The sequence below is a fragment of the Rhodococcus chondri genome, assembly GCF_036327435.1.
Lineage (GTDB): Bacteria > Actinomycetota > Actinomycetes > Mycobacteriales > Mycobacteriaceae > Rhodococcus > Rhodococcus chondri.
Map to the genome: position 1 here is coordinate 1 of NZ_JAUZMZ010000121.1, position 15,095 is coordinate 15,095.

At 67.6% G+C, this 15,095-nt stretch carries 14 protein-coding genes, 1 tRNA gene and 1 pseudogene; 10 read left to right on the plus strand and 6 right to left on the minus strand.

The genetic code is table 11. The features are described 5' to 3' along the window. The 8 genes from Q8814_RS18635 to mddA all read left to right on the plus strand — a co-directional run. On the plus strand, positions 1 to 1,285 hold a 1,285-nt coding region (locus Q8814_RS18635), incomplete at its 5' end, for a sodium:solute symporter family transporter (RefSeq protein WP_330153478.1). A 137-nt stretch (positions 1,286 to 1,422) separates the two neighbouring features. Then, complete coding sequence (locus Q8814_RS18640; RefSeq protein WP_330153479.1) at positions 1,423 to 1,785, plus strand: DUF485 domain-containing protein; 363 nt, start codon at positions 1,423 to 1,425, stop codon at positions 1,783 to 1,785. Beyond that, a complete protein-coding gene (locus Q8814_RS18645) occupies positions 1,782 to 3,422 on the plus strand; it encodes a solute symporter family protein (protein WP_330153480.1) in 1,641 nt (546 codons plus the stop codon). Before Q8814_RS18640 ends, Q8814_RS18645 begins: the two co-directional genes overlap by 4 nt. A gap of 110 nt (positions 3,423 to 3,532) precedes the next feature. After that, entirely contained in the window at positions 3,533 to 3,964 is a 432-nt protein-coding gene (locus Q8814_RS18650) for a type II toxin-antitoxin system Rv0910 family toxin (protein ID WP_330153481.1), read from the plus strand. Positions 3,965 to 4,002: 38 nt separating this feature from the next. Then, positions 4,003 to 6,264: an ATP-dependent DNA ligase gene (locus Q8814_RS18655; protein ID WP_330153482.1), complete on the plus strand. Its 2,262-nt coding sequence runs from the start codon at positions 4,003 to 4,005 to the stop codon at positions 6,262 to 6,264. 147 nt (positions 6,265 to 6,411) lie between these two features. Next, a complete protein-coding gene (locus Q8814_RS18660; protein ID WP_330153483.1) occupies positions 6,412 to 6,672 on the plus strand; it encodes a LuxR C-terminal-related transcriptional regulator in 261 nt (86 codons plus the stop codon). A 28-nt stretch (positions 6,673 to 6,700) separates the two neighbouring features. Further along, positions 6,701 to 7,030, plus strand: coding sequence for a YnfA family protein (locus Q8814_RS18665; protein ID WP_330153484.1), 330 nt, complete (start codon positions 6,701 to 6,703; stop codon positions 7,028 to 7,030). A 94-nt stretch (positions 7,031 to 7,124) separates the two neighbouring features. Continuing rightward, positions 7,125 to 7,904 (plus strand): methanethiol S-methyltransferase, encoded by a 780-nt coding sequence (gene mddA / locus Q8814_RS18670; RefSeq protein WP_330153485.1) that lies wholly within the window; start codon positions 7,125 to 7,127, stop codon positions 7,902 to 7,904. Here the strand turns inward: mddA and Q8814_RS18675 are convergent. The 4 genes from Q8814_RS18675 to Q8814_RS18690 all read right to left on the minus strand — a co-directional run bounded on the left by Q8814_RS18675 (position 7,891) and on the right by Q8814_RS18690 (position 9,911). Then, positions 7,891 to 8,349 (minus strand): hypothetical protein, encoded by a 459-nt coding sequence (locus tag Q8814_RS18675; RefSeq protein ID WP_330153486.1) that lies wholly within the window; start codon positions 8,347 to 8,349, stop codon positions 7,891 to 7,893. The genes mddA and Q8814_RS18675 overlap by 14 nt on opposite strands. 98 nt (positions 8,350 to 8,447) lie before the next feature. Continuing rightward, positions 8,448 to 9,254: an amidohydrolase family protein gene (locus Q8814_RS18680; protein WP_330153487.1), complete on the minus strand. Its 807-nt coding sequence runs from the start codon at positions 9,252 to 9,254 to the stop codon at positions 8,448 to 8,450. An 8-nt stretch (positions 9,255 to 9,262) separates the two neighbouring features. Further along, positions 9,263 to 9,751: a hypothetical protein gene (locus tag Q8814_RS18685; protein WP_330153488.1), complete on the minus strand. Its 489-nt coding sequence runs from the start codon at positions 9,749 to 9,751 to the stop codon at positions 9,263 to 9,265. An 87-nt stretch (positions 9,752 to 9,838) separates the two neighbouring features. Further along, positions 9,839 to 9,911 (minus strand) — tRNA-Arg (locus Q8814_RS18690). Positions 9,912 to 10,148: 237 nt separating this feature from the next. On the opposite strand from Q8814_RS18690, the gene Q8814_RS18695 reads away from it, so the two are divergent. Then, positions 10,149 to 10,991: a M23 family metallopeptidase gene (locus Q8814_RS18695; protein ID WP_330153489.1), complete on the plus strand. Its 843-nt coding sequence runs from the start codon at positions 10,149 to 10,151 to the stop codon at positions 10,989 to 10,991. 58 nt (positions 10,992 to 11,049) lie between these two features. Further along, positions 11,050 to 12,558 carry a glutamate-cysteine ligase family protein gene (locus Q8814_RS18700; protein WP_330153490.1) on the plus strand — a complete coding sequence of 503 codons (1,509 nt, stop codon included), beginning with the start codon at positions 11,050 to 11,052 and terminating at the stop codon, positions 12,556 to 12,558. A gap of 42 nt (positions 12,559 to 12,600) precedes the next feature. On the opposite strand, the gene Q8814_RS18705 is transcribed toward Q8814_RS18700, so the two are convergent. Further along, positions 12,601 to 14,880: a M28 family peptidase gene (locus tag Q8814_RS18705; RefSeq protein WP_330153491.1), complete on the minus strand. Its 2,280-nt coding sequence runs from the start codon at positions 14,878 to 14,880 to the stop codon at positions 12,601 to 12,603. A gap of 68 nt (positions 14,881 to 14,948) precedes the next feature. Then, a pseudogene (locus Q8814_RS18710) lies at positions 14,949 to 15,095 on the minus strand (hemin transporter); the annotation flags it as partial.

Sequence of the window (15,095 nt, forward strand, 5' to 3'; positions counted from 1 at the left end):
CGTCATCGTGGTCGCCAACGTCGTCGGCGGCGGCATGCGCTCGATCACGTTCGTGCAGGCCTTCCAATACTGGCTGAAGCGGACCGCCGTGGCGTTGCCCGCCCTGGTGCTCACCATCCACTTCGCCGGCGACAACCGGGACGTGGACCAGGCCGTACCGCCCACGGTCACCGAAACCACGACCGTCGACATCACCGTCGACGTCGTCGTCCAGGTCGCGGAGCCGCTGCCGGCGGTGGTGACGGGGGAGATCGACGGCCGGCCGACTGCGGGGACGGTGCTGTTGGCGCCGGGGCAGCACGAACTGGGCGCGGGCACCGAACTGGTGCTCGAGGCCGGCTCTCCGGTGCCGGTGGTCGCAGGCGCGCCGTCCCACAACGACACGTGGGCGACACCGGGCGCCGGGCTCGGCGCCGGCGGGGACCACCCGCTCTTCCAGGTGTACTCGCTGATGCTCGCGACCTTCCTGGGAACTATGGGGTTGCCGCATGTGCTGGTGCGCTTCTACACCAATCCCGACGGCCGCGCCGCTCGTATGACGTCCCTCGCGGTGCTCGCGCTGCTCGGACTGTTCTACCTCTTTCCCACATTGCTGGGGGTCTTCGCGCGGCTGTACGTGCCGCAGTTGCTCATCACCGGCCGGTCCGACGCGGCGGTGCTCCTGCTGCCCGGGTCGGTGTTGTCGGGCTGGGGTGGGCAGTTGCTCGCGGCGCTCGTCGCGTCGGGCGCGATCGCGGCGTTCCTGTCGACGTCGTCGGGTCTGCTGGTCACTGTGGCGGGGGTCCTGTCCACCGACGTGCTGCGCGGCCGGATCCGTGATTTCCGGATCGCGGCGGTCCTCGCCGGCGCGGTGCCGCTGCTGCTCGCCTTGTCGGTGACGTCGCTGGATCTGTCCCGGTCGGTCGGTCAGGTTTTCGCGATCGCCGCCTCGACGCTGTGTCCGCGTCTGGTACTGGGCATCTGGTGGCGCGGACTGACCGCGGCGGGAGCGGCGGCGGGAATGGTCCTCGGAGGGGTGGTGGCGGGTGGGGCCGCGCTGTTCGCGGTGCTCGTCCGGTTCGATCCGTCCGCGGCCGGCGGGTGGCCGGCGGTGCTCTCGGCATACCCGGCGGCGGTGAGCGTGCCCCTCGCCTTCCTGACGATGGTGGTGGTCAGTCTGGCCACCCGAAAACGGGTGCCTGCAGATGTGGGCAGCACGTTCTCCCGCATGCACGCGCCCGAACGACTCGGCATGGGCCGCGACCGGGAGCTCGGCGCCTTCGGCGATCGCCGCTCGTCGCAATGAGGCGACCGTTCGGCGCACCGCACGACAGCTCGGCGTCCAGCGGCCGCATGCGTCTATGTGTGTGATTGCGGTCTCATTAGCGTTTGTGATCAACAGGCCTCACAGACCCGCTTACACAGACGACCAAGGAGTCGGCAGTGACGACAGCACCCCTCAGCGAGAGCGACGCGCCCGAACGGCGCGTTCCCTCGCCGCAAGAGTTCGTAGACATGCAGAACAGTCCGGAATTTCAGGAACTGCGTAGCCGGTTGCGCCGATTCGTGTTTCCGGTGACCGTGTTCTTCCTGGCCTGGTATGCCCTCTACGTTCTGCTGGCGACCTACGCCGCCGACTTCATGGCCACGAAGGTGATCGGCAACATCAATCTGGGTCTGATCCTCGGGCTCGCGCAGTTCGTGACCACATTTGTCATCACCGGTGTCTACGTGAAGTTCGCGGGCCGTGAGCTGGATCCGCGCTCCGCCGAGATCCGCGACGAGCTGGAAGGGCTGAAGAAGTGACCGTACTCGCGCAGGAGGCCGCCGCGACCGACGTCGGCAACCCTGTTCTCAACATTGCGATCTTCGTCGCGTTCGTCGTCGTCACGATGTCCCTCGTGATCCGGGCGAGCCGCACGACGAAGACCGCGTCGGACTTCTACACCGGTGGCGGCCAGTTCTCCGGGCCGCAGAACGGTTTCGCGATCGCCGGTGACTACCTGTCGGCGGCGTCGTTCCTCGGTATCGCCGGTGCCATCGCGGTGTACGGCTACGACGGCTTCCTGTACTCGATCGGCTTCCTCGTCGCATGGCTGGTGGCACTGCTGCTCGTCGCCGAACTGCTCCGTAACACAGGCCGATTCACGATGGCCGATGTGCTGAGTTTCCGGCTGAAGCAACGGCCGGTGCGTATGGCCGCGGCGCTGTCGACCCTCGCGGTGTCGCTGTTCTACCTGCTCGCTCAGATGGCCGGTGCCGGTGGCCTGGTCGCCCTGCTGCTCGATATCCAGGACAAGGTCGGTCAGGCGATCGTCGTCGCGGTCGTCGGCGTGCTCATGATCGTGTACGTGCTCATCGGTGGCATGAAGGGCACCACCTACGTGCAGATGGTCAAGGCCGTGCTGCTCATTGCGGGCGCCGGGATCATGTTCGTCCTCGTGCTCATGGCGGTCCGCGGCAACTTCTCCCAGTTGCTGGCCGACGCGCAGGCCATGGCATCGGCCTCGACGGACGAGGCCGTCGCCGGCCGCGACATCCTCGCCCCGGGTGCCAAGTACGGCATCAGCGACATGACCCGCATCGACTTCGTGTCGCTCGGTATCGCTCTGGTCCTCGGCACCGCCGGCCTGCCGCACGTCCTCATGCGCTTCTACACGGTGCCGACCGCGAAGGAAGCCCGCCGCTCGGTGACCTGGGCGATCGGCCTCATCGGCGCGTTCTACCTGTTCACCCTGGTCCTCGGCTACGGCGCAGCGAAGCTGGTCGGTCCCGACGTCATCCTGAACGCCCCCGGTAAGGAGAACGCGGCGGCTCCGCTGCTGGCCTTCGAGCTCGGCGGAACTGTGTTCCTGGCGATCATCTCCGCGGTCGCGTTCGCGACGATCCTCGCGGTCGTTGCGGGCCTGGCGATCACCGCGTCGGCGTCCTTCGCCCACGACATCTACGCCAGTGTCATCAAGCGCGGTAACGCAACCGAGGACGAGCAGGTGCGAGTCTCGCGCATCACCGTCGTCGTCATCGGCCTGGTGTCGATCGTGCTGGGGATCCTGGCGATGGGCCAGAACATCGCCTTCCTGGTTGCGCTGGCCTTCGCGGTCGCTGCCTCGGCGAACCTGCCGACGCTGCTGTACTCGCTGTTCTGGAAGAAGTTCAACACCACCGGCGCACTGTTCAGCATCTACGGCGGCCTGATCAGCTGCCTGCTTCTGATCGTGTTCTCCCCGGCGGTGTCCGGCAAGCCGTCGTCGATGTTCCCGAACGCCGACTTCGCACTGTTCCCGCTGTCCAACCCGGGCATCGTGTCCATCCCGCTGGCGTTCGTCCTCGGTATCGTCGGCACCTACATCGGTCGTGGCAAGACGGAAGACCCCTTCAAGCAGGCCGAGATGGAGGTCCGCTCGCTCACCGGTGTCGGTGTCGAGAAGGCCGTGTCGCACTGAGGTGACTGCACCGATGCGACCCCGCTGACGGAACTCCGCTGAGACAGAGCGAATGGCACACCCGACCGGGTGTGCCATTCGCTCTGTCAGGACCACTACGCTTGCCGCTCATGGCGAAACTCGAAGTCGCGACCGACCTCCCGCTCGATCCGCACACCACGTGGGAGAGAGCTTCCGACCTGGACTCGTTCGGTGACTGGTTGAGCATCCACGACGGCTGGCGCGGTCGGCTTCCCGACACCCTCACCGCCGGCACGACACTGGAGTCGGTCGTGTCGGTCAAGGGCATGCGGAACCGCGTCGCGTGGACCGTCGAGGAGATCGACCCTCCGGACCACCTGATATTGCGCGGAACCGGGAAGGGCGGAACCAGATTCGCGTTGCGGATGACGGTTTCCACGGCGGGCACGGGCTCACGGCTGGCCATGCGGATCGACCTCGGCGGTGCGCCGCTGTTCGGGCCGATCGGATCCGGTGTCGCGCGGGCCCTGCACGGCGACCTGCAGTCCTCGCTGCGTACCTTCGGCGCTCTCTACGGCTGACCTGCCCCCGGGACGGCCTTCCTTGGCACAATGAGGGGATGCCGACCCGCACGATCGAGGGTCGTCGGCTGAATCTGACGAACCTCGACAAGGTGCTGTACCCGCGCACCGGCACCACCAAAGGCGAGGTGGTCGACTACTACCTCGCGGTGGCCGATGCGATGCTGCCCCATGTCGAGGGCCGGGCCGGGACCCGCAAGCGCTGGCCGAACGGCGTCGACGAACCGGCGTTCTTCGAGAAGAACCTGGCTTCGCACGCGCCCTCGTGGATCGACCGCCGCACGCTGCACCACAAGCAGCGTTCGGTGACCTATCCGGTGTTCGATTCGGCGGCGAGCCTGGCGTGGCTCGGTCAGCAGGCCGCTCTCGAACTGCACGTTCCGCAGTGGCGCTTCGACGGGTCCATCGAGGGCCCCGCGACACGGATCGTCTTCGACCTCGATCCGGGGCCCGGTGCGGGGCTCGACGAATGCGCGGTTGTCGCCCGATACGTCCGCGACATGGTGGGCGAACTCGGCTGGGAAACGTATCCGGTGACGAGTGGCAGCAAGGGTCTGCATCTGTACGTGCCGCTGGACCGGAAGATCAGCTCCTCGGGCGCGTCCACCGTCGCACGTCAGGTCGCCACCAATCTCGCGTCGCTGCATCCCGATTTCGTCACCGCGACCATGGCCAAGGCGGTGCGCGGGGGCAAGGTGTTCGTCGACTGGAGTCAGAACAACGGGGCAAAGACGACCGTCGCGCCGTATTCGCTGCGCGGACGCGACGAACCGTGGGTGGCAGCGCCACGCAGCTGGGACGAACTCGACGAGCCCGGGTTACGGCAACTGCGGTTCGACGAGGTGCTCGAGCGGCTCGACGAGTACGGCGACCTGCTCGAAGGTCTCGATCCGCCGCTCGACCCGGACCGGCCCGATGCGCTCGCCGAATACCGCGGCAAACGTAACCCGTCGCGCACTCCCGAGCCGGTGCCGGACAGGGTCACGCAGGGCAGCGACGACAGATTCGTCATCCAGGAACACCATGCGCGTCGTCTGCACTACGACCTGAGGCTGGAGCGCGACGGGGTGCTTGCCTCCTGGGCGGTGCCGAAGAACCTGCCGGACAGTCCGGGGCGCAACAACCTCGCGGTGCGCACGGAGGATCATCCCCTCGAGTACCTCACCTTCCACGGCACCATCCCCAAGGGCGAGTACGGCGCGGGCAGCATGACGGTGTGGGACACCGGCACCTACGTCACCGAGAAGTGGCGCGACGACGAGGTGATCGTCCGGCTGAACGGAAGCCGGATCGACGGCAGGTACGCCCTGATCCGTACCGAGAAGAATCAGTGGCTCGCGCACCGCATGAAGGACCAGTCGGCCCCCGCGCGATCGGCGGAGTTCCCCCGCGACCTGCAACCGATGCTCGCCACGCTCGGCGATGTCGACGACCTGGACGCGAAGGAATGGGCGTTCGAAGGCAAGTGGGACGGCATCCGGGCGATTGCCGAGATCTCCGACGGCACACTGCGACTACGCACCCGCTCGGGTCGCGACGTGACCCGCGACTACCCGGTACTCGGCGAGCTCGCTCGCATCCTCGACGGGCACAACGCGGTGCTCGACGGCGAGGTGGTCGCCGTCGATCGCCACGGCGAGACGAGCTTCCCGCTCCTGCAGCAGGGGGGAGCTCCGGAGTACCGCGTCTTCGACGTCCTGTATCTCGACGGTGTGTCGTTGCTGCGCAGAACATACGACGTCCGTCGGCAGGTGCTCGAGGCGCTGGCCGCGGCCGCCGATGGTCTGCTCGTCCCGGAGCTGCTGCCCGGCGACGGCGGGGAAGCGCTCGAACGCAGTAGGGAAAACCGGTGGGAAGGCGTGGTCGCGAAGCGCCGCGACTCGGTGTATCTGCCGGGCAAGCGCGGATCGGCGTGGATCAAGGCCAAGAACTGGCTCACCCAGACCGTCGTGATCGGCGGTTACCGGCGCGGGCAGGGCGCGCGCTCGGACACGTTCGGGTCGTTGCTGGTGGGCGTGCACACCGACGAGGGCCTGGTGTACACGGGCAGGGTCGGGACCGGGTTCGACGACCATGCGCTCGACGCGCTGTCCTCGGCGCTGTCGGGACTCGAGCGGGCCACGAGCCCGTTCGTCGACGACCTGCCCACGCCGGATCGCCGTGACGCCGTGTGGGTGACGCCCAAGCTCGTCGGGGAAGTGCGGTACCAGACGTGGACGGAGGGACATCGTCTCCGGCATCCGAGCTGGCGCGGACTGCGGGACGATATCGACCCGGCATCGGTACGTCGGGAGGAGTGATCGGTACCGGTCCTTCAGGCTGGTTCGTGGACATGGGAGCATCCGTGCGGGACCGTGTCGGGGACAGCGTGTAGTTTTTGCGAAGACCGAATCGTGCTTTGTCGGGGAGTCGCCGGTCGTCTGTACGTTCCAACCGGAGGATCCGCTATGCCGAGCATGCTCGACCACACCCCGACACTTCACAAGCCCGCCCTCTCTGCTCGCGAGGTGGAGATCCTGCGTGAATGGTTGCTGTGCGAGTCGAAGTCCGAAGCGGCCGCGCACCTGTACGTCAGCGCGGCGACCGTGAGCACCCACATCGTCCGCATCCGCGACAAGTACGCGCGCGTCGGCCGGCCGGCCACCACCAAGACGTCTCTGCTCGCCCGCGCCCTGCAGGACGGCGTGGTGTCGATCGACGAGTTGTGACGGGTCGGCGCCCGGTAGGGTGCCGACCGTGACCGTCCTGAAGTCGTTGCTCCTGTTCGGTGTTGCCGCGTTGTTCGAGATCGGCGGGGCGTGGCTGGTGTGGCAGGGGGTACGCGAGCACCGCGGCTGGATCTGGATGGGACTCGGGGTGATCGCTTTGGGCGCATACGGTTTCGTCGCAACCATGCAGCCCGACGCCCACTTCGGACGGATTCTCGCGGCTTACGGCGGAGTCTTCGTCGCGGGTTCGCTGGGGTGGGGGATGGTGGTCGACGGGTTCCGCCCCGATCGGTGGGATGTCGTCGGCGCGCTCGTGTGTCTCGCCGGCGTCGCCGTCATCATGTATTCACCGCGATAGCAACCACATCGCGAGCAGCGGTCCGGAAGGGGTGGGAGTTTCTCCACCCCAGGGAGCCTTCAGGCGGCCGGGCCCGATCCCGACACTTGGGCGCATGACGACTACACACACCACCGATCGCGGCACCCGCAAATTCGCGTCCCGCCTCCTGATGACCAGTTACGGCCTGATCGCCTATGCCCTGTTTCTGCTCGTGTTCCTGTATGCGATCGGATGGGTCGAGCGACTCGTCGTTCCGCGGACGATCGACGAAGGATCGCGCACACCCGCGGGTATCGCAGTATTCGTGAACCTCGCGCTGCTGTCGCTGTTCGCCGTCCAGCACTCCGTGATGGCACGGCCCTGGTTCAAGAAACGCTGGACGCGAATCGTTCCGGCGGCGATCGAGCGATCCACCTATGTGCTGCTCGCAACCGCCGCCCTTGCCCTGGTGATGTGGCAATGGCGCCCACTGCCGCAACAGATCTGGGACGTACAGGCACCCGCGTTACGTGTTGCGCTCTACGCGGTCTCTCTTGCCGGCTTCGGGTTGGTGCTCACCTCCACGTACGCGATCGACCATTTCGACCTGTTCGGGTTGCGCCAGGTATTCCGCAACCTACGCGGACAACGACCACCCGAGACCGCTTTCCGGACGCCGTGGCTGTACCGGATCGTGCGGCACCCGCTGTATCTGGGCTTCGTCGTCGCGTTCTGGGTGACACCGACCATGACCGTCGGGCACCTGCTGTTCGCAGCCGTCACCACCGCGTACATCGTCGTGGCCGTGCAATTCGAGGAGCACGACCTCATCGCTACGTTCGGCGACCGGTATCGGTCCTATCGGGCTCGGGTGCCGATGCTCGTTCCGGGACTGCCCGTCAGCCGACGATGACCGAACCCGTTGCCGGAGTGGAATTGCACAGCGGTCCGCTGGCGAGGCTCACCGACCCGAAAACGGTGGCGAGCACATTGCCCGGCCCGGTATCCACCACCGCCGACAGGTTGGGGTAGGTGCCCGTCAGGTCGACGATGCCGGTCCGCCCGTTGTCGCGGTTCATCCAGGCCACCGTCACCTGACCGGCCGCGGGCATCGGCGACATCGCCTCCGTCGTGGAGAACAGCACGTGACCGGGAGCCAGCGGAGGCTGTGCTTCCGGTCCGGGCTGCGCGGTCACCGAGGTGAGCGAAGCGAGACTGCCTTGATTCAGGCAACCGATGGTGATCGCGGTGCCCATCGGCTGGGGTGGGGCGGCCGTGGCGACGCCAGTGAACAACACCGCGGCCGCGGCGGGCGCGGCAACAGCAAGGGCTCGTCGGGTGAATCGCAATGCAGGCATGCTGCAGCTCCTCGAATCGGATGCGTCATCTTCCGGGTGCCGACCGCTGCGTTCAGTGCTCTCGCGCGGCGCGTCCCACACGAAATGACGTGGTGAGTCTATCCACCGGGCCGAGACACAGAGCCGGTTCCGGTCTCGATTCGGTATACCGATGCGGCATTGGACCGCAGCGCCGCGGCCGCCGGTGCAGGGCCGAGTGTCTCGGTCAGGAGCGCGATGTCGTCGTCCTCGAACGGTCGCGGAGCGCGAGTGGAGGGCAGGTCGGTGCCGAACATCAGGGCTTCCGGGTTGACCGCGGCAATCGCACGCAGCGCCTCGGGAACGTCGAAATCCACGCGGCCGAAACCGGTGGCCTTGACATACACGCCACGCTCGACCAGGCGAAGCAGATGCGGCAGACCCTCCACGGACAGTCCCAGATGATCGATGCTCACTTTGGGCAGCGCCGCGATCGTGTCTGCCAGCGGCGGCAGATCGCGGCCGTCGATATACAGCTCGGTATGCCAGCCGGCGACGTCGTGGACCTTCCGGGCCAGAGTGTCGATGTCGGTAGGGGACGCCGAGCCGCCGCGCCGGATGTTGATCCGGACCGCGCGCACCCCGGCATCGTCGAGTCGTTCTATTTCCGAGTCCGGCACCGAGGCGGGAAGTTGGGCGACGCCGACGAATCCGGGACCGAGCGTGCGGAGGGCATCGAGTAGGCCCGACGGATCGAAGCCGTGGAACGACCCCGACACCACCGCACCGCCCGTGACTCCGAGATGCGCGACACGCGCGAGATAGTCGGCGACGGTGAACGGCGGCGGCAGGTAGCCGTGGTTCGCGATCAGCGGGAACCGGGGGTCGATGATGTGCAGGTGCGCGTCGAACAGAGCGCAAGGCCGGGATCCGGATGATGACGCCACAGCCGCTGTCACCACTGCACCGTCAGCGAATCTCCTACCGGCAGTGTGTGCCAGCGTTCGGCGTAGTCGTCGAACCGCGACACGATCCGGTCGATCACCGGAGGGATCTCTCGGGCGGTCACATACGCCGGTAGCGCCCGCGCGTGATGGTGCCGTACCTCCCATACCGGTACGGCGATGCCGGCCAACTCCTCTGACCTGGCCATGTCGGACCGAGTCCGGGGAGACGTCTTCACCCCCGTCGACTTGCGGTGTCGCCCGGCCTTGGCGCGTTCCGCGGGGTCGGCGGGCCAGAACAGGCCGTTGTCGCCCGCGGCCAACCGTCCGTAGACCCCGAATTCGATGCCGGCTTCCTTCTCGACGAGAAAGTGGACGAGATCGTGGGGGAGATACGGATGCCCGCCGGGCCCGTTGCGGGGCGCGAGGGCTACGCCCGTGTCGCGATGCACGGCGATGTCGTAACTCGTCCCGGGGCCCTTGGTGAACACGACGCGCATATCCGCACGGTAGGTGATGGGCGAGCCCGCCCGCATTCGGTTTTCGGCACCGGCGAGCGGCCTGCCGCGCCCGGCGGAATTCGACTGTGCCCTCGGCAGGATTCGAACCTGCGACCTACCCTTTAGGAGAGGGTTGCTCTATCCCCTGAGCTACGAGGGCGTGCGTGGAGCCGGCGGAGCCGGATCGTGGCGCGGTGTGAGTGTAGCGGTCGCGTGGGGCCGGTGACGAAGGGAAGGGCACCATGCGCCGAAAGTGGGTTTCACCGAGGTCTGTTTCCCGCCCCTCGAGATCAAGAGAAGGTAACGCTGGCGCATCCCTATATCGTTTTGTTACCTTTGGTCGCCAGGAACGGCCGGGACACTCCGGACGTAGCGGGACGACAAAGGGACAGCAACTGTGGGACGGCACCAGCGCACACGCGATGAAGCAGCGGCTTTCGAAATCGACCAGTCCTGTGCGCCCACGGCCCGAGGCCGTCACCGCCTCGAGCCCACCGGCACCTCCACCCCGGTGAAGGCCGCCACCGTCGCCGCCGCGACCGGCGCGTTCTTCGCTGTCGGCGCCCAGTTCACTGCCGGCACCGCAGCCGCGCATCCCGGCCACGGAGCCGCCGCGCACACCGACCACAACGTGGCGCCGCAGACGGGGACGCTCCCGTTCGAGCTTCCCGCCGGTCTGCTTCCCGAGGGCGTCGAGATCCCCGTGGTCCCCGGTCTCACCGCGCCTGCCGAGCAGTCCGCGGCCCCCCAGCTTCCGGCCGAGATCGACCATTTCGTCGAGCAGTTCGCCGGCGGCTCGAGCTGGCTGGACAGCCTCAACCCGATCAAGCCGAACACCGTGCAGCCCGTCTCCGGCACGTTGACGTCCGACTTCGGTCCTCGTTGGGGCGCGCACCACGGCGGCATCGATATCGCAGCCCCGATCGGCACCCCCATCAAGTCGGCCGCCGACGGCACCGTCCTCGATGCGGGAGCGGCCTCCGGCTACGGCCAGTGGGTTCGGGTCCTCAACGACGACGGCACCACCGCCGTCTACGGCCACGTCGACACCTATCAGGTCGCGGCCGGTCAGCGTGTCAGCGCCGGACAGCAGATCGCCACCGTCGGCAACCGCGGCTGGTCGACCGGCCCCCACCTGCACTTCGAGGTGTGGGATGAGAACGGCGGCAAGTCCGACCCGAATGCATGGCTCAGCAACCGCGGGGTCGTCGCCGACTGGGGTAGCTTCCGCGCCGTCTGATCGTCCCGCGGGACGCTAGGCTTGCCGGGACAGCCGTCGGCACGGACCGAGGGGTTCCATGGGCACCGAAATTACCGCTCGCTCGTTCTCCCGCGAGGATCGCCGGGAGTTCCGACGCAAGGTTCAAGCCTGCGTGACTGCACTCGAGCGGATGCTGCGCGAAGACGTTTTCGTCGACGTGCACACGTCCCCCGAGCCCCAGCTCGGCATGGAAATCGAATTCAACCTCGTCCGTGACGATATGGCTCCCGCCATGTCGAACCTCGAGGTGCTGCAGGCGATCGACGACCACGCCGTGTTCCAGACCGAGCTCGGTCAGTTCAACGTCGAGATGAACGTCGAGCCGGGTCGATTGTCGGGCGATGCGACGCTCGAGATCGAGGAATCGCTCCGCCAGTCGCTCCGTCGTGCCGATGAGCGCATGCATCGGCACAACGCCCAACTCGTCATGGTCGGCATGCTGCCGACCCTCGAACTCGACCACCTCGGCCGCGACCGCATCACCGCCAATCCGCGCTACGAAGCGCTCAACGAGCAGATCTTCGCGGCCCGCGGCGAGGACCTCGAACTCGATCTCGACGGGGTTCCGCTTCCGGGAACCGATGTGGTCGAGCAGTTACGTGCCGACGTCAACTCGGTGGTGCCGGAGGCAGCGTGCACGTCGCTGCAACTCCACCTGCGTGTGGCTCCGGAAGAGTTCGCCCCGCACTGGAACGCGGCGCAGTGCCTCGCCGGTGTGCAGGTCGCCATCGCCGCGAACTCCCCGTTCCTTGCGGGCAAGGCGCTGTGGCACGAGAGCCGGATCCCGCTCTTCGCGCAGGCCACCGACACCCGGCCGCTCGAACTGAAGAATCAGGGAGTCCGTCCCCGGGTGTGGTTCGGGGAGCGCTGGATCGACTCGGTGACCGACCTGTTCGAGGAGAACTCCCGATACTTCCCGGCGTTGCTTCCCGAGGTGTCCGACGCCGACCCGAACGCCGAACTCGACGCCGGAACTGTCCCGCATCTGCGCGAGTTGCAGATGCACAACGGCACCATCTACCGGTGGAACCGGCCCGTCTACGACGTCAGCGACGACCACGCCCATCTGAGAGTCGAGAACCGGGTACTTCCCGCCGGTCCCACGGTGCTGGACACGATGGCGAACGCCGCGTTCTACTACGGCGCATTGCGCGCCCTCGTCGAAGCGGACGAACCACTGTGGCGACACATGAGTTTCGATGCGGCAGAAGAGAATCTGGTGCTCGGCGCCAAGTTCGGGCTCGATGCCAGGCTGTACTGGCCGAAATTGGGCTGGGTCGGGGCCGACGAGCTGGTGCTGCGGTGCCTGCTGCCGCTCGCACACAAGGGTCTCGAATCGTTCGGGGTGTCCGCCCGCGCCCGCAGCCGCTACCTCGGCATCATCGAAGGGCGTTGCCTGAACCGGCAGACCGGTGCCGCGTGGCAGCGCGCGCAGGTCGCGCGGCGCGAAGGGGAGGGACAGGATCGGCGTGCTGCCCTCACCGACATGATGCGCGATTACGTCCGGAATATGCGCGGGGGCGCACCCGTCCACGAATGGGAGTAGCCGGGGACCGAGCCCGGTTCGGTCCCGTGAGATCGGCCCTGTTCAGATCAGCACGGTGCGTGTCACGACCACGGCGGGTTGCACGACGACGCGCTCGGGTGGCGGTTCGTAGCCCGGCACCACGGTCAGGTCGTCGGTGAGATCGGCGATGCGCAGTCTCACTTCGTCGTCGAGTACCCCGAGGGTCAGCGTCACTTCGATACCGCCGGGGCTTCCCGCCCAGAACACGAATCCGAACTCTTCGGTCGGCTCGGCGCGGTGCCCGTCGACGGTGGCCCCGTGCACGGTCGCGGTGTTGCTGTCCACCCACAGCCCCACTCCGGGGGCACCCCGGGCCGATCTCAACAGCAGACGTAGTTCGCGCGTACCGCCCGCCGAGGTGTCTTCGAGGACTTCGACCTCGGGGGGAGCGAGCGAAGCGACGGTGGCGGGGCCGTGCGCGAGCACGTCGTCGTCGCGCCACGGAAATTCGGAGGGCAGGCGACCGGGCGGATCGATCAGAAGCTCACGGCTCCATGCCGACTTCGGCGGCTCCGGTGAAGCCCAGACCGCCTGCCCGATGTCGCTGTTCAACGCGTACCAGAGGCGTTCCTGCCGCGGTGCGGTGGCACCGTCACGGTTCAGGAATCCGGCGACGAGCGCGCACGCGAGCACCAGCACCACGGTTCCGGCGCCCACGAACCGGCTTCCCTCGACGGGCAGGATCGGCTGCCACAGCGACAGCGTCACCGCGAACAGCACCGCCACGAATGCCCCGGCGATCGGCGCCCCGAAGACCAGGCCCGCGTCGAACGACAGCACGACAGCCGCGACGCAGAGTACCGACGCCGGAATCACACCCACCACGACGGCGACGAGACGCAACCCGGTGAGACGTGCCGGCAGTACCTGGGCGACGAGCACACCGAGCACTGCCGGCAGCGCGGGTAACACCACGGCGGCCGGGAGCCCCGCGAACGGCACGGCTACCACGGCCAGCACGGTCACGGTGACGAACGCGCCCGCGGTGAGTGACGCGGCGGGTATGTGCTGCACGATTCGCGTGTAGGCGGTGAGCAGGATGCCGAGGGCTGCGATCACTGCCGCGACCTGATAGAGCCCCGGCCGGTAGGGCTCGTCGAGCACGGGGGATGCCATGCCCGGCGCGAGCCGTTGCGCCAGCCACCAGGGAACCCATGCGGCACCGACGGCCACAACCGCGGCGACGAGCGACACGCCGGCCGCGAGCGCCACCTGTAGTCCGGTTGCCTCGCGTCGCCGGATCCGTGACAGGGTCAGCGCGGCGACGGCCCCGGCCAGCGCGATGGTGGCCGCGATCTCGATCCAGCGGGGATAGTGGAGCAGACCCCACGGCACCGTCGAGACGACGTCGTTTCCGGCGTCGTCGAGCGTGGCGAGATCGGAACCGGCCAGCGAACGTGCGGTGGTGAGTGCGATATCGCCCATCTGCTGCAGCGACGAGCGGCTCAATCGATCCGGTGTGTCGAGGGGACTGTGATAGAACGCGGCGGCCGAGGCGATGGCGGTGTCGTAGGCATGGATCCCGGCTTCGGCGAAGTGATGGAAGTCGGTGTTGTTGGGAAGGGCTTCGAATGCGAACTGGGTGAGCGAATCGGCGCTGGCGCCGGGCGCGCGCGCAAGCGCATCGATCAGCCGGCTGTTGGGGGAGGTCATCCGAAACGTTGTGGGGAGGCCTGCGTTTCCGCGCGCCTCGTGATTGAGAACCACGGTGGGGCCGAGCGACGGCGACAGCGAATGGGCAAAGAGGTGGGCGCCCAGCAACCCGTTCTCCTCGCCGTCGGTGAGTAGCACCATGACGTCGTTGCGCGGGGTGGGACCGTCGCCGATCGCACGCGCGGTCTCGAGGACGGTGCCCACGCCGATGCCGTCGTCGCCGGCGCCCGGTGATCCGGTCACGGTGTCGTAGTGGGCGGCGAGCACCACGGTGCCGGTGGGATCGCTGCCGGGGAGCACCGCGACGATGTTGTCGACTCGGGCACCTCGCTGGGTCGTCTCGTCCGGGGGCGTCATCCAACCCACGCCGCTCTTGACGGACGTTCGCCAGCCGAGATCTTCGAGCGCGCCGACGAGGTACTCGCGTGCCGCGGCATGACCGGGTGAGCCGAGCGGTCGAGGACTGTCGGCTATGGCTTCGATGTGGGTAACGGCGCGACCCGCACTGAACATGTCCGCGGGGGCATCCGTTCCCCGCGGGGCCGAGGACCCGGGCAGTACCGCGATTCCGAGCAGCAGGACGGCGAGCAGAGCAATCAGGCTCGGCAGTCGAGGCAGAGCCCGGGCGTCGGCTGCGGCGAAGTCCATAGTGGGAGGGTAGCCGGGGAAACGGGCAGTGCCCCGGCCGACAAGCCGGGGCACTGCGTCTCGAGATCTCAGCTGCGGGCGGGTGCCCAGCTGTCCGGGCCGAACACCTCGTAGTGGATGTTCTCGGCGGGCCCGTTGCGTTCGAGCAGGGCCTCTCGGAGCGAGAGCATGAAGGGCAGCGGACCGCACAGGTACGCCTGGGTGTTCGGGTCCAG

Excerpts from the sequence above, each read along its gene's own strand:
- Q8814_RS18650 (WP_330153481.1), top strand. The coding sequence starts at position 3,533 with ATGGCGAAACTCGAAGTCGCGACCGACCTCCCGCTCGATCCGCACACC.
- Q8814_RS18655 (WP_330153482.1), top strand. The coding sequence starts at position 4,003 with ATGCCGACCCGCACGATCGAGGGTCGTCGGCTGAATCTGACGAACCTC.
- Q8814_RS18660 (WP_330153483.1), top strand. The coding sequence starts at position 6,412 with ATGCCGAGCATGCTCGACCACACCCCGACACTTCACAAGCCCGCCCTC.
- mddA (WP_330153485.1), top strand. The coding sequence starts at position 7,125 with ATGACGACTACACACACCACCGATCGCGGCACCCGCAAATTCGCGTCC.
- Q8814_RS18675 (WP_330153486.1), bottom strand. The coding sequence starts at position 8,349 with ATGCCTGCATTGCGATTCACCCGACGAGCCCTTGCTGTTGCCGCGCCC.
- Q8814_RS18685 (WP_330153488.1), bottom strand. The coding sequence starts at position 9,751 with ATGCGCGTCGTGTTCACCAAGGGCCCCGGGACGAGTTACGACATCGCC.
- Q8814_RS18700 (WP_330153490.1), top strand. The coding sequence starts at position 11,050 with ATGGGCACCGAAATTACCGCTCGCTCGTTCTCCCGCGAGGATCGCCGG.
- Q8814_RS18705 (WP_330153491.1), bottom strand. The coding sequence starts at position 14,880 with ATGGACTTCGCCGCAGCCGACGCCCGGGCTCTGCCTCGACTGCCGAGC.